Origin of the sequence: Flavonifractor sp. An112 (assembly GCF_002161085.1) — a bacterium.
Classification (GTDB): domain Bacteria; phylum Bacillota; class Clostridia; order Oscillospirales; family Oscillospiraceae; genus Flavonifractor; species Flavonifractor avicola.
Genome location: NZ_NFLU01000002.1, coordinates 207,067 through 226,125, shown reverse-complemented (window position 1 = coordinate 226,125; position 19,059 = coordinate 207,067). Strand labels below are relative to the sequence as shown.

Sequence of the window (19,059 nt, the reverse complement as noted above, 5' to 3'; positions counted from 1 at the left end):
TCATGAAGCTGGGCATTTATGGCGGGACCTTCAATCCGCCCCATTTGGGGCATCTGACCTCGGCTCAGGCGGCGATGGACGTTCTGGAGCTGGACCGTTTGCAGTTTGTCCCGGCGGCGCTGCCGCCCCACAAGGAACTGCCTGAGGACAGTCCCGGACCCCGGGAGCGGCTGGCTATGGTGGAGCTGGCGGCGGACAGTCTGCTGCTGCCCGATCGGATCGGGGTCAATGCCCTGGAGCTCTCCCGACCCGGGAAAAGCTACACTGCGGATACGCTGGAGCAGATCCACGCCCAGTATCCCGACGCGGAGCTGTGGCTGATGATGGGTACCGATATGTTTCTTACCCTGCAAAACTGGTGGGAGCCCCAACGGATCACCCGACTGGCGGGAATATGTACCTTTGCCCGTACCCAGAGCGACAGCGGCGAGGCTTTGAACATCCAGGCAGAGTATCTGCAAAAGACCTTCGGGGCCAAGACCTGTGTGCTCCAGCTGCCCCATATTGTAGATGTATCCTCCACCCAGCTGCGGGAGCTGCTGGCCCGGGGAGAGGGACAGGAGTATCTGTCTCCGGCGGTATATGGATATATCATCCGCCACGGCCTGTACGGGGTCCATTTTGACCTGAAGTATCTGCCGGACCGGGAACTGCGGGCCTGCGCCTGCTCCATGATCCGGGCCAAGCGAATTGCCCACATCAGGGGCACGGAAGAGGAGGCGGTGCGTCTGGCCCGCCGCTGGGGCGCCGACGAGGAAAAGGCCCGCCGGGCAGGTATCCTCCATGATATTACAAAATATCTGGAGATGGACGAACAGTTGCAATTATGCCATAAATATGGTATCGTACTGGATGATTTGGAACAGCGTGCTGTTAAGCTGCTCCATTCCAAAACCGGGGCGTGTGTGGCCCGGGATGTGTATGGAGTGAGTGACGATATTTACAATGCGATTTTCTGGCACACCACCGGCAAAGCGGATATGACGCTGCTGGAGAAGATCCTGTACATCGCCGACTACATGGAACCCAACCGGGACTTCCCGGGCGTGGAGAAGCTGCGGAAGCTGGCTTATGAGGATCTGGACCAGGCAGTGCTGCTGGGTTGCGAGATGAGTATTCAGGAGATGAAGGACCGGGGCCTGCCGGTCCACAGCAACACGCTGCAGGCCAGGGATTGGCTGAGGAGCAAATCCAGCAGAAAGGAACCTTGAGATGAACCCGGAAGAGAAAAAGAACAGCCGCGGCGGCGCCCGGCTCGCGAAAGAGCAAAAGCCGCCCAAAGCCCCCAAGCAGAAAAAACCAAAGCCCCAGCGCACGCCCAGGGAAAAGATCCTGCGCATCTTGTTTATCATCTTTACGGTGATCGCAGCCCTGATCGTGATCCTGTTTGTGGCCTATAAGCTGCTGGTGGTCAAGCCGGAGATTCCCAATGTAGCGCCCCCCGATGCGGAGGAATCTGCCGGAATGGAGATGACGGGACCGAAACTGTCCGGCGACCGGAAGGAGGAGTTCTACACCTTCCTGGTGGTGGGACGGGATACCGGCGGCGGCGGCAACACCGACACCATTATGGTCATGTCCTACGACATTCCCAACCAGCAGCTCAATGTGCTGAATATTCCCCGTGATACTATGGTCAATGTGCCCTGGGACGTGAAGAAGATCAATTCCGTCTACAACTGGGCTTCCAACTACGACAGGGATGGCATCGATTACCTGAAGGAGGAGATCTCCTACCTCATCGGCTTCCAGCCCGACTTCACCATGGTGGTGGAATGGGAGGCTGTGGGTGAGCTGGTGGATGCTATCGGGCCCGTGTGGTTTGATGTACCATACGACATGAATTATGATGATGGTACCCAGGACCTCTACATCCACCTGGAGGCCGGCTACCAGGAGATCGACGGCGACGAGGCCATGCAGCTGCTGCGCTGGCGGAAAAACAACAAGATTGAAAACGGCAAACTGATTGTCTACGGCGGTTACCCCTCCGGCGATCTGGGCCGTATCCAGACCCAGCAGGATTTCCTGAAGGCGGTCATTGAGACCTGTCTGAACAACTTGACTGTGGATAAGATCCCCGCCCTGGCTCAGATCTTCTTCAATAATGTGGATACCCGCGGCACTCTTACCGTGAATAACCTGGCCTGGTTTGCCCAGGAGGCCATTCTGGGCGGATTGAGCATGGAGAATGTCAACTTCATGACCCTGCCCTGCGAGGGCGTCTACGTCTATAGCCGGACGGTGGGCAACAAGCAGTCCTATGTGACCCCCATCCAGGATCAGACCCTGGAAATGATCAACACCTATTTCAACCCCTATCTGGAGGACATCCGGTTGGATCAGCTGGATCTGATGAGCGTCAATGACGACGGGTCTCTGTCCTCCACCAGCGGCCATGTGGAGGACACCTATGCGGCTAAGCCTCAGGGCGGCAGCTCCAGCAGTTCGTCCGGTTCTTCCAGTTCGAACAGTTCCAGCGGCTCGGGTAGCTCCAACACAACGACCAAGCCCAGCAGCACGCCCAAGCCGGAAGTGACTTCCACGCCCAGGCCCAGTAACAGTCCGGCGGCCAGTGCGCAGCCCTCCGCGACCCCGGCTTCCACACCCAGTCCCACGGCCAGTGCGCAGCCCTCTGCGACCCCGGCGCCTACCCCAACTCCGGCCCCTACGCCGGCAGCCACACCCGCTCCTGAATCGACACCGGAGATTGGTCCGGGCATGGAGCCTGTGGAGTAAAGGAGAGATTTTATGTTAACACCTAAGGAAATTGCCCTGCTGGCCGCCAAAGCGCTGGACAGTAAGAAGGGCCTGGATATTAAGGTGCTGGAGACCGGTCATCTGACCACGCTGGCCGACTATTTCGTGCTGTGCTCCGCCACCTCCACCACCCAGATCAAGGCCCTGGCCGACGTCTGTGAGAAGGAGCTGAAGGACGCTGGCGAGCCCCCCCATCATGTGGAGGGCCACCGGGGCGGCATCTGGATCCTGCTGGACTTCTCCTCCGTGGTAGTCCACATCTTCAATGAGGAGGCCAGAGAGTTCTACGATCTGGAGCGCCTGTGGAGCGACGCCACCCCTGTGGACCTGTCCGGTGTGCTCACCGAAAACTAAAGCAGTAAAAAAGTGTCGCGGGATTTCCCGCGACACTTTTTTATTTCATGATGACTGGACTGGAGGTCCACTCCAAGCCGCAGGGCCTGGGTATAGGGAAGCACAGACCGTACAGGTCGGTGTATCGGACTTCCGCCTCAAAGAGCTGGCGGGCCGGACCGGTCAGGTCCCTGGCCTGAGCGGGCTTGGTCAGAATGGGGAGGGGACAGGTTCTTTTCATCTCCTTCAGAAGTGCCTGTCCCCGGCTGTTGAGCCCCAGCACCCGCACATAGGGGGGCAGCGGGGGGCGGTTCCCGTCCATCCCCAGAAAAGTAGAGAGGGCCAGCCGCCGGAGTCGGGCGTGGGTATAGCGCTTGGTTTTGGCAAGGGAGTAGAATTCATCCAGGGAGAGGGCCTGTCGGGCGGCGCGGACCAGCCGTTCCGGCAGGCCTTCTGCCGCGCCGCTGTCGGGGAGGGCGGCCCAGTCTGAGGCGTCCATGGTGCGCAGTTTGGCCAGAATGGCCCGCTCGATATGGGACAGGGAGGATACCGTATCCATCCGGTCCAGAGCGTTGGGGCACACCAGCAGAGCGGCTTCCTCTTGCTGTCCGCTCCGTAGCAGTCGCCGGATCTGGGTAGCGGAAGCGAAACCCTCCACCGTCCGGCTGCTGTTATGCTCCGCCCCCCGGCGGGGTACCGTTACTACCTCCATGGAGGCGGACAGATGGCGGAGGGCCCGCAGGTATTCCACCCCCAGGTTGTTGTTTGGGGTGGACAGGCAGGAACAATTTGCAGCCTCCTGCCGGGCGGCGGGAAAGGACAGCCCCTTGCCCAGAGCTGCCCGCAGCCTGGCAGGGAAGTCCGGGGCATCCAGAGCCTCCGCTGCCTGGCGCAGTTCATCAGCGCTGCCGCACTCGCTGCCAAAGGAGAGGGTATCTACCACCCCGGTGGCAGCCAGAATCGACACCGCTCCCCGGGCAAAGGCCTCTGCTGAGGCCATGGCCCAGGGGGTGGGAAGCTCCAGCACCAGATCGGCGCCCCCCTCCAGAGCCAGTCCAGCACGGGTCCATTTGTCCGTAACGGCACAATCCGCCCCCTGTACCCAGTGGCCGCTCATGACGCACACCACCGGCCGGTCCTCCTCCAGCAGGCGGCGGGTCTGGGCGATGTGCCAGGCGTGGCCCAGGTGGAATGGATTGTATTCCGCGACGATGCCTACAGCGGTCATGGCTTTTCCTCCAGAACGAGAGTAAAATTTCTCTCCCTTTCAGTCAAAATGTGGGTTGTTCTTTGTGAAAAAAAGGGATAAAATAAAACTGATATGTTTCTGTTATTGTACTACGGGAACGCCTGGCTCTCAAGCCATAGTTTATCAGGAAATGTAAGGAGAGATGGAACCATGAAAGTTCTGGTCATCAACGCTGGCAGCTCTTCCCTCAAGTATCAGCTCATGGACCCCGCCACCCGTGAGGTGCTGGCCAAGGGCCTGTGTGAGCGCATCGGCATCGACGGCCGCCTGACCCATAAGGTCCCCGCCAAGGACGCCAAGTGTGAGTTCGAGATCCCCATGCCCACCCATGCCGAGGCCATTCAGGCCGTGCTGGACGCTCTGCTCTCCAGCGAGCACGGCGTGATCAAGAGCGCCTCTGAGATCGACGCTGTGGGTCACCGCGTGGTGCACGGCGGCGAGAAGTTCGCCTCCTCCGTGCTCATCACCGACGAGGTCATGGCTGCTCTGGAGGAGTGCATCCCCCTGGCCCCTCTCCACAATCCTGCCAACATCACCGGCATCCGCGCCTGCCAGAAGGTCATGCCCGGCGTGCCCATGGTGGGCGTGTTTGACACCGCCTTCCATCAGACCATGCCCGCCAAGAGCTACATCTATGCTCTGCCCTACGAGTACTATGAGAAGGACAAGGTCCGCCGCTACGGCTTCCACGGCACCTCTCACCGCTACGTTTCCGCCCGGGCTGCCGCTATGCTGGGCAAGCCCATTGAGGAGCTGAAGATCATCACCTGCCACCTGGGCAACGGCTCCTCCGTGGCCGCTGTGGACTGCGGCAAGAGCGTGGACACCTCCATGGGCTTCACCCCCCTGGCCGGTCTGCCCATGGGCACCCGCTCCGGCGATCTGGACGCCGGTATCATGGAGTACCTGATGAACAAGTATGGCTACGACATGAAGGAAATGATGACCATCCTCAACAAGAAGTCCGGCGTGCTGGGTATCTCCGGTGTGTCCTCCGACTTCCGCGACATTGAGAACGCCGCCGAGGAGGGCAACAAGCAGGCTGCTCTGGCTCTGGAGGCCTTCCAGTATGGCGTGAAGAAGCTCATCGGTGCCTATGCTGCCGCCATGGGTGGTGTGGACGTTATCGTGTTCACCGCCGGCGTGGGCGAGAACGATGCCAACACCCGTCTGGCTGCCGCTTCCGGCCTGGAGTTCATGGGCGTGAAGATGGACGCCGAGGCCAACAGGGTCCGCGGAAAGGAGACCGTGATCTCCGCAGCCGACTCCAAGGTGAAGGTGCTGCTCATCCCCACCGACGAGGAGCTCATGATCGCCATGGATACCGCCGCCATCGTGGGCAAGTAAGGAAAACAGAATATCGTTCCATTCAAAGGGGCGCTGCTATGCAGCGCCCCTTTTTGCATCAAAAACGGGAAGCCGGTAGGATCCTGCTGCGGCTAGCCCCATTCTTTTAGAAAAATTTCATCTTTTTTTATGGAAGATTTGGGAAGGATTTGCTATCCTGTCTGACGGAACGGTTGGGAACAAATTGTGAATTCTGCGCCCGCCCTGTTGACATATGACAGCTTGTCGGATTAAGATAATACGACAGGTTGTCAGGTTTGGAGGGAACCACTGTGCCAAGTACGACCTTTTTTCATCTGCCGGCAGAAAAGCGGGAGCGGCTGCTGGCAGCGGCCCGGGCGGAATTTGTCCGGGTGCCCTACGAAGATGCCTCCATCAACCGGATGATCCGGGAGGCAGGTATCCCACGGGGCAGCTTCTATATGTACTTTACCGATAAGGAGGACCTGTTCCGCTATCTGATGGAGTCCTATGGACAGCAGCTGGTGGAGCAGGTGGAGGAATGGCTGGATCGGGATGGCGGAGATTTGTTTCAGGCCTTTCTGGACCTGTTTGACTATCTGCAGGCCAACCGGAACAGCGATGATTTCCGGGAGATGGCGGCCATCCTCCGCCGCAATCAGCGGCTTCAGCCGGGACTGATCCTCAACCGGCAGGGGCCCTGCGCCATTGTGGACCGCCTGCGGGACAAGATTGATCTGTCCCGGCTGGATCTGCGCAGCGAGACTGATCTGCCTGATCTATTTCACCTGCTGATCTCCGCAGTGGCGGGGACCATGCTGACGGCAGAGCAGGACGGCGGCTTGGAGCAGGCCAGAGCCAGGCTGATTCGTATTTTGGGGATCTTACAGCGGGGCGTAGCTGCAAAAGAGGCTGTGCCCGGCCGGGGACAGCAATGAAAAGGAGAAACGACCATGGAAGCAACCCAAGTAAAATCGGAAACCACAGCGGCGCCCAAGGAGGATCAGAAAAAACTTCCGGAGTTTAAGGCGCCCAAAAAGAAGCGCAAGTGGGTCAAGCGGGTGATTGCTCTGGTGGTGATCGTGGTGATCATTGCCTTCCTGCTCTCCCGCTGTATGGGTGCGGGCAAGCAGATCATCAGCAGTGCCTATTTGCCCTACACGGCCTCCATGCAGGATATGACGGTGTCCGTGTCGGGTACCGGTACCATTGAACCCATCCAGTCCTACAACGTGACCACTCTGGTCAGCGGCGAGATTCTGGAGGCTCCCTTTGAGGAGGGCCAGACGGTACATAAGGGCGACGTGCTCTTCCGCATCGATGCCAAGGATGTGGAGAACAACATTGAGCAGCTCCAGCTCAATGTCCGCTCGGCTCAGCTCACCCTGGACGATCTGCTCAAGACCCAGAGCGACAACCAGAAGGACCGGAACATCACCGCCAAAGACGCCGGCGTTATCACCGAACTGCACGTGGAGCAGGGGGACACCGTTACGGTGGGTACTGTGATCGCCGACGTGCTGGACCGGGATCACATGAAGCTGAAGGTACCCTTCCATGCGGCGGACGCTGCAGGCTTCTATGTGGGACAGACCGCCACGGTGACTGTGAACGGCACCGGCTCCACCCTGACCGGTACAGTGACTGAGATCGCTGCCACCGACGAGGTGGGAGCGGGCGGCACTCTGGTGCGCCAGGTAACCATTCAGGTCAACAACCCGGGTGTGCTGTCCGAGACCAGCCAGGGTACCGCCTCCATCGGCGGCGCGGCCTGCGCGGCCAGCTCCAACTTTACCTATGCGGCCTCCGCCCAGATCACAGCAAAGGCCTCCGGTGACCTGGATGTCCTCAATGTGAAGGAGGGGGACCGGGTCAGTGTGGGGCAGGTCATCGGTGTGATCGCCGAGGCGGATCTGGACACCCAGATCGAAAACGCCAGGATCGCCCTGGAAAATGCCCAGCTCTCCCTGAAAAACGCCCAGGAAAAGCTGGACGACTATACCATCACCTCCACCATCGACGGTCAGGTCATTGAGAAGAACCTGGATGTGGGAGACAACATCAACGGTATGTCCAGCTCCGGCACCACCGTGACCTATCCCGCCGTGATCTATGACCGCTCCCAGCTCACCTTTGAGATGGATATTGACGAACAGGACATCAGCCAGATCCAGGTGGGCCAGAAGGTGGAGATCACCGCCGATGCTCTAGACGGGCAGAGCTTCACCGGTGTGGTGGATAAGATCAACATCAACGGCACCACCGCCAGCGGACACACCAGCTATCCGGTCACTGTTCTGGTGGATGGCTCTCCTGAAGAACTGTATCCCGGCATGAACGTCTCTGCCAAAATCATTGTGGAAGAGGTGGGCAATGTGCTCGTCCTGCCGGTGGAGGCTGTGGAACGGGGGAATACTGTTCTGGTGGCCAAAGAGGGCTGCCTGGATGAAAAGGGAAATGTAGTGGATGTCACTGCCACAGAAGAGCGTCAGGTGACCCTGGGCCGCAACGACGACAACTACATCGAGATCGTGGACGGCCTGGAGGAGGGGGAAGTGATTCTGGCCCCCAGCCCTCAGGGGTCCAATATGATGGAAGCTATGATGGGGATGGGTTAAGCCATGGAACACCTCATTGAACTCAAAGACGTCTATAAGATCTACCAGATGGGTGAGGAGACCGTCCACGCTTTGGACGGCATCTCCCTGACGGTGGATCAGGGGGAATTTGTGGCCATTGTGGGCCAGTCGGGCTCCGGCAAGTCTACTGCCATGAATATCATCGGCTGCCTGGATGTGCCCACCTCCGGTACCTATCATTTAAGTGGGGTGGACGTGTCCACCATGGATGACGACCAGCAGGCCGAGATCCGCAACAAGATGCTGGGCTTTATCTTCCAGCAGTATAACCTCATACCCAAGCTCAACGTGCTGGAAAATGTGGAGCTGCCCCTGCTGTATGCCGGTGTGCCCGGCAGCGAGCGCCGGGAGCGGGCCCTTCAGGCGCTGGAACGGGTGGGACTGGCGGACAAGCGGAAGAATCTGCCCAGCCAGCTCTCCGGTGGTCAGCAGCAGCGGGTCTCCATTGCCCGCGCTCTGGCGGGAAATCCGTCGGTGATCCTGGCCGACGAGCCCACCGGCGCTCTGGATTCCCGCACCGGCCGGGAGGTGTTGGGCTTCCTTCAGAAGCTCAACGCCGAGGGAGACACCGTGGTCCTCATCACCCATGACAATTCCATTGCGGTAAGGGCCAAACGCATCGTCCGCCTTCAGGATGGACGAATCATCTATGACGGGGACGCCCACGATCCCAGAGCTGTAGTCCAGCCCGATCTGGAGGAGGAACACGGCGGAGCCAGGGAGGTGCTGAATCTATGAAGATAGGACAGTCCTTCCGGCTGGCCATCAAGAGCCTGATGACCAGTAAGGTGCGGGCGCTGCTTACCATGCTGGGTATCATCATCGGCGTGGCAGCGGTCATCGTCATTGTTTCCCTGGGCAACGGGATGCAGCAGTACATGAACAGCCAGTTTGAGCAGATCGGTGTCAATATGATCCAGGTGGGGATCTACTCCTACGGCGGAAACCGGGAGGCCACGCCGGAGGACTTCTATGAGTTGGCGGAAAAATATCCTCAGTACATCGATTCGGTGAGTCCCTACCTCAGCGCTACCACCATTGTCCGCCAGGGCGCACAGGAGTATGAGCGCACCAAAGTCTACGGCGTCAGCGAAACCATGTACAACAGCGAGAAGGGCCAGACAGCTACCGGTGACAAGCTGGAGGAAGGCCGCTTCCTCAGCTATGTGGATGTGGAAAAGAATCAAAAGGTGTGCGTGATTGGCAGCTACCTCAATGAGGATATGTTTGGCGGTCAGGGCCTGGGACAGACCCTGACCATAGGAGGCGTACCCTACACCGTCATCGGCACGCTGGCCCAGAAGGCGGATTCCACCGAGGGCAGCGGAGACGACCAGATCTATCTGCCCTATGGCCTGGTGGAGCAGATCAACGCTACCGGCAGCATGATGGGAATGAGCAGCAACTCCTACCTGGTCACCAGTACCAACAAGGATACCTCCTCCGCCGCCAAGGGTGTCATTGAGAATATGCTCTTTCGCATCTATGGGGACAGCAGTGCCTATCTGGTCATGACCTCGGCGGAAATGATGGACATGATGGACTCCATGCTGGGTGTGCTCATGACCATTCTGGTGGTTATTGCCGCTATTTCCCTGGTGGTGGGCGGCATCGGCATCATGAATATCATGCTGGTATCGGTGACCGAGCGCACCCGGGAGATCGGCATCCGGAAATCTCTGGGGGCCAAGGGCCGGGATATCCGCAGCCAGTTTATCATTGAGGCGGGTACCACCTCCGCCATCGGCGGCGTGATCGGTATCCTGTTTGGTATCCTGCTGGCCAATCTGTTTACCGCGGTGGTGGGAGTGGTGATGAGCGACGCCGAGGGCTTTGCCGCCATTCCCAATCTCAGCGGCATCCTGGTGTCCTTTGGCGTGTCGGTGGGCATCGGCGTCCTGTTCGGTTACCTGCCTGCCAACAAGGCGGCCAAACTCAACCCAATTGATGCCCTGCGTTACGATTGACAGGTGGGGAGGAACCTCTTGCCTCCTGCCTTCAGGGGGTATATACTTACGGTAACGAAGGCCCGTTTCCGTGGGAAGGAGAAAAAAGATGAAGCATAGACTGTTATCCGGATTGCTGGCCCTGGTTTTGGTATTGGGGCTGGCCCCCGGGGCGCTGGCCGCCCCTCCGGCCGAGGCGGAGGCTGCCCAGGTACTGGCTGCGCTGGACATTATGGTAGGAGATCAAAATGGTGATCTGGCCCTGGACCGTACCATTACCCGGGCGGAATTCACCAAAATGACAGTGGCGGCCTCCACCAGCCGGGATACGGTGGGGGATACGGTGGCTGTCAAGCCCTATCCGGACGTGCCCCAGACCCACTGGGCGGCTCCCTATGTGAAAGCCGCTGTGGACCTGGGCCTGGTTCAGGGCGATCTGTACGGCAACTTCAACCCCGACCAGAAGATCACTCTGGCGGAAGGGGTCACCATGGTACTGCGGCTGCTGGGCTATACCGACAGCGACTTTACCGGCGTTTGGCCCGCAGGCCAGATGGCTCAGTACCGGGCCCTGGATCTGGATGAGGGCGTGACCTGTGGGCAGAGTGAGAATATGACCCGTCGGGACGCTCTGTACCTGTTCTACAATCTGATGGTCACCAAGAACAAATCGGGGGTCTACCACCTGAATGTGCTGGAACCCACCCTGAATCTGGTGAATGCCGCCGGTGAGCTGGACCGGGTGGCTCTCATCAACTCTGCCATGGAGGGGCCGGTGGTGGCCTCCGCCAACTGGCAGGACGCCCTGCCCTTTAATGCCTCCACTGCCACGGTATACCGCAACAGCAAGGCGGCCACACTGGGCAGCATTCAGGAGCAGGATGTGCTCTACTGGTCCAAGTCCATGCGGACGGTGTGGGCCTACTCGGATAAGGCCACTGGTACACTGGAGGCCCTCAGCCCCTCCGCTTCCGCACCTACTTCGGTGACGGTGGCGGGCAAGACCTATGCCATCGAGACCACCTCCGCCGCCTATGCGCTGTCCGACCTGGGCAGCTATGCGGTGGGCGATCAGGTCACCCTGCTGCTGGGCCGCAACGGCGGCGTGGCCGCTCTGGGTGAGGCGCCCAGCGAGGGTGCGCTGATTTACGGCGTGATCACCAAGGTGGAAAACCTACCCTATGACGACGGAAACAACGGTACCTATACCGCCCGCACGGTGACGGTGGCGGCCACCGACGGCAGCAGCTACCGCTATCAGTGCAGTGAAAAGAGCCTGGAGGAGGGGGACCTGGTCCAGGTTATCACCGGCGACAGCCAGGTCCAGGTGAAGCGGCTGAGCACCGCCAAGCTGACCGGCAAGGTCAATTCCGATGGCACCAAGCTGGGCAGCTATGTGCTGGCGGATGATGTGCAGATCATTGATACCTATGAATCCCGCACTCCCATCCGGGTCTATCCCAGCCGCTTGGCGGGGGTGGAGCTGACCGGCAGCATGGTGCGCTACTATGCCCTCAACAGCGCCGGAGAGATCAGCCATCTGATCCTGGACGATGTGACCGGTGATCTGCACCAGTACGGCATCATTACCGATGTGAATGAGGTCAATGTAAGCCTGCCCACCGGCGGTTTCCAGATCTCTTCCGCTTACACTTATGATGTGGGCGGTCAGGAGCTGATGTTTGGCTCCGACTCCAAGATCTACAATCTGAAAACCGGTCCCTGCCAGGTCAAGATGGACAGTGATACCAATGTGGAGCGCCTGTACAACCTGAGTGAGCAGAAGCTGGACAGCGTCAGTGTCAGCGGAAACTTTGCTGTGGGCACTGACCGGCGGCAGTATGCGCTTTCCGAGCAGGTGGTGGTCTATGTCTATGATAAGGGCGACTATCTGCTCTCCAGCCTGTCCAAGGTGACGGAAGGAGACTATGCCCTCACCGGCTGGTACGACAAGAGCGAGAGTGCCGGTGGCCGGATCCGCGTGATCGTGGCCCGGTAAGCCTCAGAAGAAAAGAGCCCCGCCCCGCAGAGCCAGATATGCTCTGCGGGGCGGGGTTTATCATTTGAAATGCAGAAATTTCCGCCCGATGTGTATAACCCCTCTCCGGCCTGTCCAAAATAAGGCTCGGAGGTGCTGAAGAGTATGAAAAAATCATTCTACCACCGTTTCAGCGACTTTATCGAGGGAAAGGGATTTTACATCGTCCTGGCTCTCTGTCTTGCGGCCATCGGGCTTTCCGGCTGGTTCCTGTTCTCCTCCCTGACCGGGGAGCAGGAGGAGCAGCCTGTAGGCGGTACAGCCAGCATCACGGTGACCCCTGCCCCCACACCGGCTGCTACTGTAACGCCGGTGAAGCCCACCGTGACCGCAACCCCCAGGCCTACCGCTACGGTTCCCGCCGTAGTCTCTGCCACGCCCTCGGCCACCGTTCAGCCGACGCCCACACCTAAGAGCGCCCCCACCTCTCTCACCTGGCCGGTACAGGGAGAGGTGCTCACCAGCTACAGCGTGGAGACCCTGGCCTATGACGTGACCATGGCTGACTGGCGCACCCACGCCGGTGTGGATATTGCCGCCGCCGCCGGCACGGAGGTCCGGGCTCCCGCCTCCGGTGTGGTGGTTGAGGTGACCGAGGATGTGATGCTGGGCACCACTGTGGTCATCGACCACGGAGGCGACCTGACCACAACCTGCGCCAACCTGGCCTCCGTTCCCACAGTGGAAGTGGGGGATGAGGTGACGGTAGGGGATATCATCGGCTCGGTGGGGAACACCGCCATTGCCGAGAGTGCCCTGGCCAGCCATCTGCATTTCAGTGTGGAGCGGGAGGGCCAGAGCGTGGACCCCATGGAACTGCTGAACGGATAACGGAAAAGAGCGCGCTGCGGAGTGCAGCGCGCTCTTTCTATTGTCAGCGATGGAGCTGATTCCCGGAGCCACGGGTGATCTTGACCACCAGGCCGCTGAGGGCCAGCAGACCGATCAGGTTGGGCAGTACCATCAGGCCGTTGAACATATCGGACAGACTCCAGACCAGATCCACTTTCAGGGTGGAACCTACCACGATAAAGACCACCACGATCACGGCGTACAGTTTGGCGGCCCCCTTGCCGAACAGGGCCTTCACATTGACCTCGCCGAAGAAATACCAGCCGATGATGGTGGAGAAGGCGAAGAACAGCATACAGATGGCCACAAAGGCGTTGCCGAAGGAGCCAAAGGCGGCGTTGAAGGCGGCCTGGGCCAGGGCGGTACCCTGGAGGGGGCCGTTCACAGGCTGGAGCATACCGGAGGAGATGATGACCAGGGCAGTCAGGGTGAGCACCACAAAGGTGTCGATAAACACGCCCATCATGGCAATGATGCCTTGATCCTGGGGCTTTTCCACCTTGGCCATAGCGTGGGCGTGAGGGGTGGAGCCCATACCGGCTTCGTTGGAGAACAGGCCCCGGGCCACGCCGTACCGCATGGCCTCCCGCACACTCAGGCCCAGAGCGCCGCCAAACACCGCCTGGGGATCAAAGGCGCACACAAAGATGGAGCGGAGGGCGGAGAGCAGGGTCTCGTGGTTGATGCACAGGATGATGATGCAGCCTACAATGTAGAAGAAGGCCATAATGGGGACGATCTTCTCGGTGAAGGAGGCGATGCGCCGCACACCGCCCAGGAAGATAAAGGCGGCAATAACGGCCACCACAACGCCCACCGCCAGTTTGGGAATGCCAAAGGCGGTGTGGAAGGCGTCGCCGATGGAGTTGGACTGGACCATATTGCCCATAAAGCCAAGGGCCAGGATGATGGCGATGGCAAAGAAGCCGGACAGGAACTTGCCGAACTTGCCCCGGAAGGCTGCCCGGATGTAGTACAGGGGGCCGCCGGTGACATGGCCGTCGGCATCGGTGGTACGGAACCGCTGGGCCAGCACCGCCTCGGAATAGATGGTGGCCATACCGAAGAAGGCGGACAGCCACATCCAGAAGATGGCGCCGGGGCCGCCGGAATACAGGGCGGTGGCGCAGCCGGTGATGTTGCCGGTGCCCACCTGGGCGGCAATGGCGGTGGTCAGAGCCTGGAAGGAGGACATACCCTCCTTGCCCGCCCGGGCGCCCTTCATGGAGAAGCCGCCGAACAGCCGGCGCATTCCTTCGCCGAATTTACGCAGCTGGATAAAGCCCAGCCGCACCGTAAAGAAAATACCGGTGGCTACCAGCAAAAAGAGCAGCGCATAGTCCCACAGCACGGTGTTGACCGCGCCCACCAGTCCTTCGATCCATTCCATTGTACTCTCTCCTCGTCTCTTGGAATTGCGGCAAAGAAAAGGGCCAAACCGCACACACACTGCGGTTTGGCCCTGAAATACAAGCAGAAAGACATCCGGTGAACCGGATGCCGCTGTTCTTCACTCTGTCCTTTTGCCTGAGAGATTCGTGCCCCATGGGGGCGCGTTGCACCTTCGGCATCCCCGCTGGGGGGACTTCTCCAGAGCCACATCCATCCACAGTCCTCATTTCCCGGGGGAAACGCCTGAGAGTTTTGCTCCTTCGGCAAGCCGTCGGCTTTTTCCTGTGGACTTCCTTTGTCGCTATGCGGCGGACGAATGTCCATCCGATTTGATATGCAGAACTATAGCACGGGATGGGGGACTTGTCAAGCCATTCCAAACGGTCGAAAGAGGATGGGGAAAAGAGGAAAATCTGCGACAGAAACCGTGCACCTTCTCCCTGCCATCTGGCATATACTGATATGTACATCACCGGGAAGGAGGGAGCCAAATGAAGCAGTACCCGCATGATGACACCATTCAGTCCACCGGTCCCAGCGGAGACGTAGATGATCTGATCTTCTGTACCGATCCGGCGTGGTCCGCCAGCAGCCGATAAAAACCGCCCGCCTTCGGGCGGTTTTTTGGTGCCCCTCTCTTTACATCGGCCCTGCCGTTGGGTATAATAATATGGCTATTTTACGGAAATGAGAGTGGATCTATGTTACAGTTTGATGAATATAAGGTAAAGCTCAACAACCTGCGGCCCGAGCTGGACGAGCTGGAGCAGGCGTTGGGCCTGGAGGCCGCCCGGCGGGAGGCCGAGATGCTGGAGTCGGAGTCCGCCTCCGACGGCTTCTGGGACAACCTGGAGAAGGCCCAGAAGGTGCAGCAGCGGGTGAAGAACCTGCGGGACAAGATTGAGGGCCAGGAGAAGCGCCAGAGCCAGTGGGAGGACCTGATGACCCTGTGCGAGCTGGGCAACGAGATGGAGGACGAGAGCCTGGTGCCCGAGCTGGAGGAGGGCTTTGCCAAGCTGCAGGCCGACATGGAGGAGGCCAAGCTGTCCACCCTCTTCACCGGCGAGTACGACAACTCCAACGCCATCCTCACCTTCCACGCCGGCGCCGGCGGTACTGAGGCCCAGGACTGGGCCCAGATGCTCTTCCGGATGTACACCCGCTGGGCCGAGCGTCACGGCTTCACCTGCAAGACACTGGACTACTTGGACGGCGACGAGGCCGGTCTGAAGAGCGCCACCATCCTCATTGAGGGCGAGAATGCCTACGGTCACCTGCGCAGTGAGCACGGTGTGCACCGGCTGGTGCGGGTATCCCCCTTTGACGCCAACGCCCGGCGGCAGACCTCCTTTGCCGCCATCGAGGTCATGCCCGACCTGCCCGAGGACGCCGACGTGGAGATTCGGCCCGAGGACTACGAGATGCAGGTGTTCCGTTCCTCCGGCGCCGGCGGTCAGCACATCAACAAGACCTCTTCTGCCGTCCGACTGATCCACCATGCCACCGGCATTGTGGTGTCCTGTCAGACCGAGCGCAGCCAGTTCCAGAACAAGGACACCTGTCTGCGGATGCTGCGGGCCAAGCTGGTGGAGCTGAAGATGCAGCAGCACGCCGAGAAGATCTCCGACATCAAGGGTGTCCAGCTCAAGATCGAGTGGGGCAGCCAGATCCGGTCCTATGTGTTCATGCCCTATCAGCTGGTGAAGGATAACCGCACCGGCTATGAGACCAGCAACGTCAACGGCGTGATGGACGGCGATCTGGATGGCTTTATCAATGCCTATCTGAAGGCGGAGGCTACCGGCAACTGGGCGGAGAAATAATCCGCCGAAGGAAAAGGAGAATTTGCCATGTGCAAGGTACTCTATCTGCTCAACTATGCGGGCAAGGCGGGGACGGAGCGGTATGTGGAAACTCTGGTGAAGTACCTCTCTGCCGACGGGCTGGTGCAGCCCTTCTTTGCCTATAACGAGGGCGGGCTGCTGGTGGAGCGGCTGGAGGCCATGGGGGTCCCCTGCCGCCAGGTCACCATGCGTCGCCGGTTCGACAAGCAGGCCGCCAGAGCGCTGGCCGACCTGTGCCGGGAGTGGGATATTGATCTTATCCACTGCCACTACCTGCGGGAACACTATACTGCCCTGCTGGCTAAAAAGTACAACAAAAAAATCCGGGTGGTGTACACCAACCACTTTGTCCTGGCCAACGACTTTATCACCCGGCTGTCCAACCGCTGGATGGATAAGCGGCAGGACCAGATGATCGCCGTGTGCAACAAGGGCAAGGAGCAGCTCATTGCCAACGGCTGGAGCGCCGACCGGATCCAGGTCATCTTCAACGCGGTGGATCTGGAAGCCTGGGCGGGGGACCGCTCGGAATCCACCCTTCGTTCCGAACTGGGTCTGCCCGAGGACCGGTTTGTCATGCTGTGCGCCTCCCGCTTTGCCGACGACAAGGGACATAAGTACCTCATTGACTCAGTGAAGCGGCTGACGGAGCTGACGGACAAGCCCTTTACCCTGGTGCTGGCGGGAGACGGCCCTCTGCTGGAACCCTCCAAGGCCCAGGTCAAGGAGCTGGGGCTGGAGGAGCAGGTGAAGTTCATCGGCTTCCGCAAGGATATCAAGAACCTGTACAAGGGCTCCGATCTGTACGTCAACTCCTCTCAGCATGAGGCACTGTCCTTCCTCATCATCGAGGCTATGGCTGCCGGTCTGCCGGTGATTGCCACCGATATGGGCGGCAATTCGGACATTGTAAATGACGAGGCGGGCTGCGGCCTGCTGGTGACCTATGACGACCCCGACTCCATGGCGGGGGCCATGAAGCGGTTCCTGGAGGACCCGGATTTCAGAGCGGCCTGCCGGGAGAACGCCCTGCGGACCATCGAGGAGAAGTTCGAGATCCACAAGATGGCCAAGGTTACCTACGGTGTGTACGAAAAAGCCCTTCACGACTGATTCCAAGGAGTAAAAACCTGATGTCTATCGCAAAAAACAGCCTGTTTCTTCGCTTTTTCCTGGCCTTCTGGCTGGGACTCAGGCAGGCCTGGGCGGGCAGTCTGCCCGGACGGGCCTGCGCGGGCCTGGAGCGGTGGTTCACCCGGCAGCTGCGGGGGAGCATTCTCTTCCGCTTTGTCTGGCGGGAGGGAGTCATCCCAAAGGCCTGGCCGGACAGCCTGATCTGCAGGCTGCTCACCGCTATCATCAACATCCCCTGTGCCATCTGTAAGTGGCTCTGCAAGATCGGCCGCCCGGTATGGGACGGCAGCCTGTTCTGCCGCTTCCTGGGCACCGTGGGCGGAGCCGGATTCTTCTTCCTGGGCCTGTTCATGCTGGTGATGCTGGTGGCCCCCCATGAGATGTGGAACAACACCTATGGCCTGCTGGGCGCGGTTGCGGTCACCGGCCTGTTCATCATCGGCAGCGCCTCCCGGGCCAAGGATCGGCTGGAGCTGGATACGCTGGGGCCCTATATGAGCCTCTATATGGCCTTTATCTGCATTGCTCTGGCCGGGTCTATCTCTACCCGCCTGTCTATGCGCTTCTTTGCCTTCCACATTACAGCCTTCCTGTTGGTGCTGCTGGTGGTAAGTTCCGTGCGGAAGTATGAGCAGCTCCAGCTGATGGTGGCCCTGGCGGTGCTGGGTATCTCCATCGCCTCCATTTACGGCTGCTACCAGGGATATATCGGCGTGGAGGTGGTGGCCTCCCAGCAGGATATGACCGTCAACGCCGGTATGCCCGGCCGGGTCTATTCCGTCTTTGACAACCCCAACAACTTCGCCGAGCAGCTGGTCATGCTGTTGCCTCTGGAGCTGGCCCTCTTCCTCAACTCCCACTGGCGGGGCAAGACACTCTCCCTGCTCGCCCTGTGCGTGGGCGTGGTGGCCATCGGCCTTACCTATGGCCGCTCCTGCTGGATCGGGCTGGCCCTGGCGGTGGTGGTGTTCCTGGCCCTCATCGACTGGCGGTGGGTGCCCCTGTTCATTGTGGCCGGACTGGTGGCCATCCCCTTCCTGCCGGAGACCATCTACAACCGGATCCTCACCATCACCAACACCGAGGACAGCTCCACCCAGTACCGCTTCGAGATCTACTCCACTACCAGCAACCTGATGCGGGACCACTGGGTCAAGGGTATAGGATTGGGTACCGATGTGATGAAAGAGGTGTTCCAGACTTATCCCACCAACTTTGACGGCACCTATCCCATCCACACCCACAACAACTATTTGCAGATGTGGGCGGAGACCGGTATCTGGGGCGTAATCTCCTTCCTGGCCCTGCTGCTCTACCAGCTTAAGAGCGGCGTGAAGGCCTTCCGGGCTGCTCTGGATAAGCGCACCAAGCGGATGCTGGCGGCAGCCCTGGGCGCCTTCTGCGGCATCCTGGTGGTGAGTGTGGCGGAGTATACCTGGTTCTACCCCCGCAATATGTTCACCTACTGGTTCCTCTTCGGCGTCATCGCTGCCTGCGTCAAGTTGGTCAGACAGCAACAGAAAAAGGCATAACGAATAGAAGCACAAAAAAGCGTCTGCCTCGG

General features: G+C 59.7%; 15 protein-coding genes and 2 riboswitches. Of the genes, 13 read left to right on the top strand and 2 right to left on the bottom strand.

Features of this window, described 5'->3' with window-relative positions:
* Positions 1-2 precede the first annotated feature (2 nt).
* From yqeK to rsfS, 3 genes are read left to right on the top strand one after another with little or no spacing between them, the layout of a single operon-like run.
* Positions 3-1,211 (top strand): bis(5'-nucleosyl)-tetraphosphatase (symmetrical) YqeK, encoded by a 1,209-nt coding sequence (gene yqeK / locus B5E56_RS02630; protein ID WP_087388368.1) that lies wholly within the window; start codon positions 3-5, stop codon positions 1,209-1,211.
* Position 1,212: 1 nt separating this feature from the next.
* Positions 1,213-2,739: an LCP family protein gene (locus tag B5E56_RS02625; protein WP_087266935.1), complete on the top strand. Its 1,527-nt coding sequence runs from the start codon at positions 1,213-1,215 to the stop codon at positions 2,737-2,739.
* A gap of 12 nt (positions 2,740-2,751) precedes the next feature.
* The gene (rsfS, locus tag B5E56_RS02620) at positions 2,752-3,114 is read left to right on the top strand and encodes a ribosome silencing factor (protein ID WP_087266931.1); all 363 of its coding nucleotides are present in this window, start codon (positions 2,752-2,754) and stop codon (positions 3,112-3,114) included.
* Positions 3,115-3,154: 40 nt separating this feature from the next.
* On the opposite strand, the gene B5E56_RS02615 is transcribed toward rsfS, so the two are convergent.
* The gene (locus tag B5E56_RS02615) at positions 3,155-4,321 is read right to left on the bottom strand and encodes a tRNA(Met) cytidine acetate ligase (RefSeq protein WP_087388365.1); all 1,167 of its coding nucleotides are present in this window, start codon (positions 4,319-4,321) and stop codon (positions 3,155-3,157) included.
* Between the two features lie 171 nt (positions 4,322-4,492).
* Here B5E56_RS02615 and B5E56_RS02610 point away from each other — a divergent pair, with 171 nt between their 5' ends.
* The 7 genes from B5E56_RS02610 to B5E56_RS02580 all read left to right on the top strand — a co-directional run bounded on the left by B5E56_RS02610 (position 4,493) and on the right by B5E56_RS02580 (position 13,104).
* Entirely contained in the window at positions 4,493-5,689 is a 1,197-nt protein-coding gene (locus B5E56_RS02610; RefSeq protein WP_087388363.1) for an acetate/propionate family kinase, read from the top strand.
* Between the two features lie 272 nt (positions 5,690-5,961).
* Complete coding sequence (locus tag B5E56_RS02605) at positions 5,962-6,588, top strand: TetR/AcrR family transcriptional regulator (RefSeq protein WP_087388361.1); 627 nt, start codon at positions 5,962-5,964, stop codon at positions 6,586-6,588.
* 15 nt (positions 6,589-6,603) lie between these two features.
* A complete protein-coding gene (locus B5E56_RS02600) occupies positions 6,604-8,268 on the top strand; it encodes an efflux RND transporter periplasmic adaptor subunit (protein ID WP_087388360.1) in 1,665 nt (554 codons plus the stop codon).
* A 3-nt stretch (positions 8,269-8,271) separates the two neighbouring features.
* Positions 8,272-9,027, top strand: a complete 756-nt coding sequence (locus tag B5E56_RS02595) for an ABC transporter ATP-binding protein (RefSeq protein WP_087187688.1) — start codon at positions 8,272-8,274, stop codon at positions 9,025-9,027.
* Positions 9,024-10,256 (top strand): ABC transporter permease, encoded by a 1,233-nt coding sequence (locus B5E56_RS02590; RefSeq protein ID WP_087388359.1) that lies wholly within the window; start codon positions 9,024-9,026, stop codon positions 10,254-10,256. Before B5E56_RS02595 ends, B5E56_RS02590 begins: the two co-directional genes overlap by 4 nt.
* 88 nt (positions 10,257-10,344) lie before the next feature.
* Positions 10,345-12,234 carry an S-layer homology domain-containing protein gene (locus tag B5E56_RS02585; RefSeq protein WP_087388357.1) on the top strand — a complete coding sequence of 630 codons (1,890 nt, stop codon included), beginning with the start codon at positions 10,345-10,347 and terminating at the stop codon, positions 12,232-12,234.
* Between the two features lie 144 nt (positions 12,235-12,378).
* Positions 12,379-13,104 carry a peptidoglycan DD-metalloendopeptidase family protein gene (locus B5E56_RS02580; protein WP_087266907.1) on the top strand — a complete coding sequence of 242 codons (726 nt, stop codon included), beginning with the start codon at positions 12,379-12,381 and terminating at the stop codon, positions 13,102-13,104.
* A 43-nt stretch (positions 13,105-13,147) separates the two neighbouring features.
* Here the strand turns inward: B5E56_RS02580 and B5E56_RS02575 are convergent, their stop codons facing one another.
* Entirely contained in the window at positions 13,148-14,515 is a 1,368-nt protein-coding gene (locus B5E56_RS02575) for an alanine/glycine:cation symporter family protein (RefSeq protein ID WP_087388355.1), read from the bottom strand.
* A 116-nt stretch (positions 14,516-14,631) separates the two neighbouring features.
* Positions 14,632-14,724: riboswitch (glycine riboswitch) on the bottom strand.
* A riboswitch (glycine riboswitch) is annotated at positions 14,725-14,812 on the bottom strand. It lies immediately after the preceding riboswitch.
* A gap of 406 nt (positions 14,813-15,218) precedes the next feature.
* Between B5E56_RS02575 and prfB the strand changes: the two genes are divergently transcribed.
* Genes prfB through B5E56_RS02560 form a run of 3 tightly spaced genes read left to right on the top strand, consistent with a single transcriptional unit; the run spans position 15,219 to position 19,027 of the window.
* Positions 15,219-16,340 carry a peptide chain release factor 2 gene (prfB, locus tag B5E56_RS02570; protein ID WP_087266901.1) on the top strand — a complete coding sequence of 374 codons (1,122 nt, stop codon included), beginning with the start codon at positions 15,219-15,221 and terminating at the stop codon, positions 16,338-16,340.
* Positions 16,341-16,367: 27 nt separating this feature from the next.
* A complete protein-coding gene (locus tag B5E56_RS02565) occupies positions 16,368-17,474 on the top strand; it encodes a glycosyltransferase family 4 protein (RefSeq protein WP_087388353.1) in 1,107 nt (368 codons plus the stop codon).
* A 20-nt stretch (positions 17,475-17,494) separates the two neighbouring features.
* Positions 17,495-19,027: an O-antigen ligase family protein gene (locus B5E56_RS02560; protein ID WP_087388351.1), complete on the top strand. Its 1,533-nt coding sequence runs from the start codon at positions 17,495-17,497 to the stop codon at positions 19,025-19,027.
* Positions 19,028-19,059 lie beyond the last annotated feature (32 nt).

Coding starts and splice junctions, on each gene's coding strand:
- B5E56_RS02610 (WP_087388363.1), top strand. CDS start 4,493: ATGAAAGTTCTGGTCATCAACGCTGGCAGCTCTTCCCTCAAGTATCAG.
- B5E56_RS02585 (WP_087388357.1), top strand. CDS start 10,345: ATGAAGCATAGACTGTTATCCGGATTGCTGGCCCTGGTTTTGGTATTG.
- prfB (WP_087266901.1), top strand. CDS start 15,219: ATGTTACAGTTTGATGAATATAAGGTAAAGCTCAACAACCTGCGGCCC.
- B5E56_RS02595 (WP_087187688.1), top strand. CDS start 8,272: ATGGAACACCTCATTGAACTCAAAGACGTCTATAAGATCTACCAGATG.
- yqeK (WP_087388368.1), top strand. CDS start 3: ATGAAGCTGGGCATTTATGGCGGGACCTTCAATCCGCCCCATTTGGGG.
- B5E56_RS02580 (WP_087266907.1), top strand. CDS start 12,379: ATGAAAAAATCATTCTACCACCGTTTCAGCGACTTTATCGAGGGAAAG.
- rsfS (WP_087266931.1), top strand. CDS start 2,752: ATGTTAACACCTAAGGAAATTGCCCTGCTGGCCGCCAAAGCGCTGGAC.
- B5E56_RS02600 (WP_087388360.1), top strand. CDS start 6,604: ATGGAAGCAACCCAAGTAAAATCGGAAACCACAGCGGCGCCCAAGGAG.
- B5E56_RS02590 (WP_087388359.1), top strand. CDS start 9,024: ATGAAGATAGGACAGTCCTTCCGGCTGGCCATCAAGAGCCTGATGACC.
- B5E56_RS02615 (WP_087388365.1), bottom strand. CDS start 4,321: ATGACCGCTGTAGGCATCGTCGCGGAATACAATCCATTCCACCTGGGC.
- B5E56_RS02575 (WP_087388355.1), bottom strand. CDS start 14,515: ATGGAATGGATCGAAGGACTGGTGGGCGCGGTCAACACCGTGCTGTGG.
- B5E56_RS02625 (WP_087266935.1), top strand. CDS start 1,213: ATGAACCCGGAAGAGAAAAAGAACAGCCGCGGCGGCGCCCGGCTCGCG.
- B5E56_RS02560 (WP_087388351.1), top strand. CDS start 17,495: ATGTCTATCGCAAAAAACAGCCTGTTTCTTCGCTTTTTCCTGGCCTTC.
- B5E56_RS02565 (WP_087388353.1), top strand. CDS start 16,368: ATGTGCAAGGTACTCTATCTGCTCAACTATGCGGGCAAGGCGGGGACG.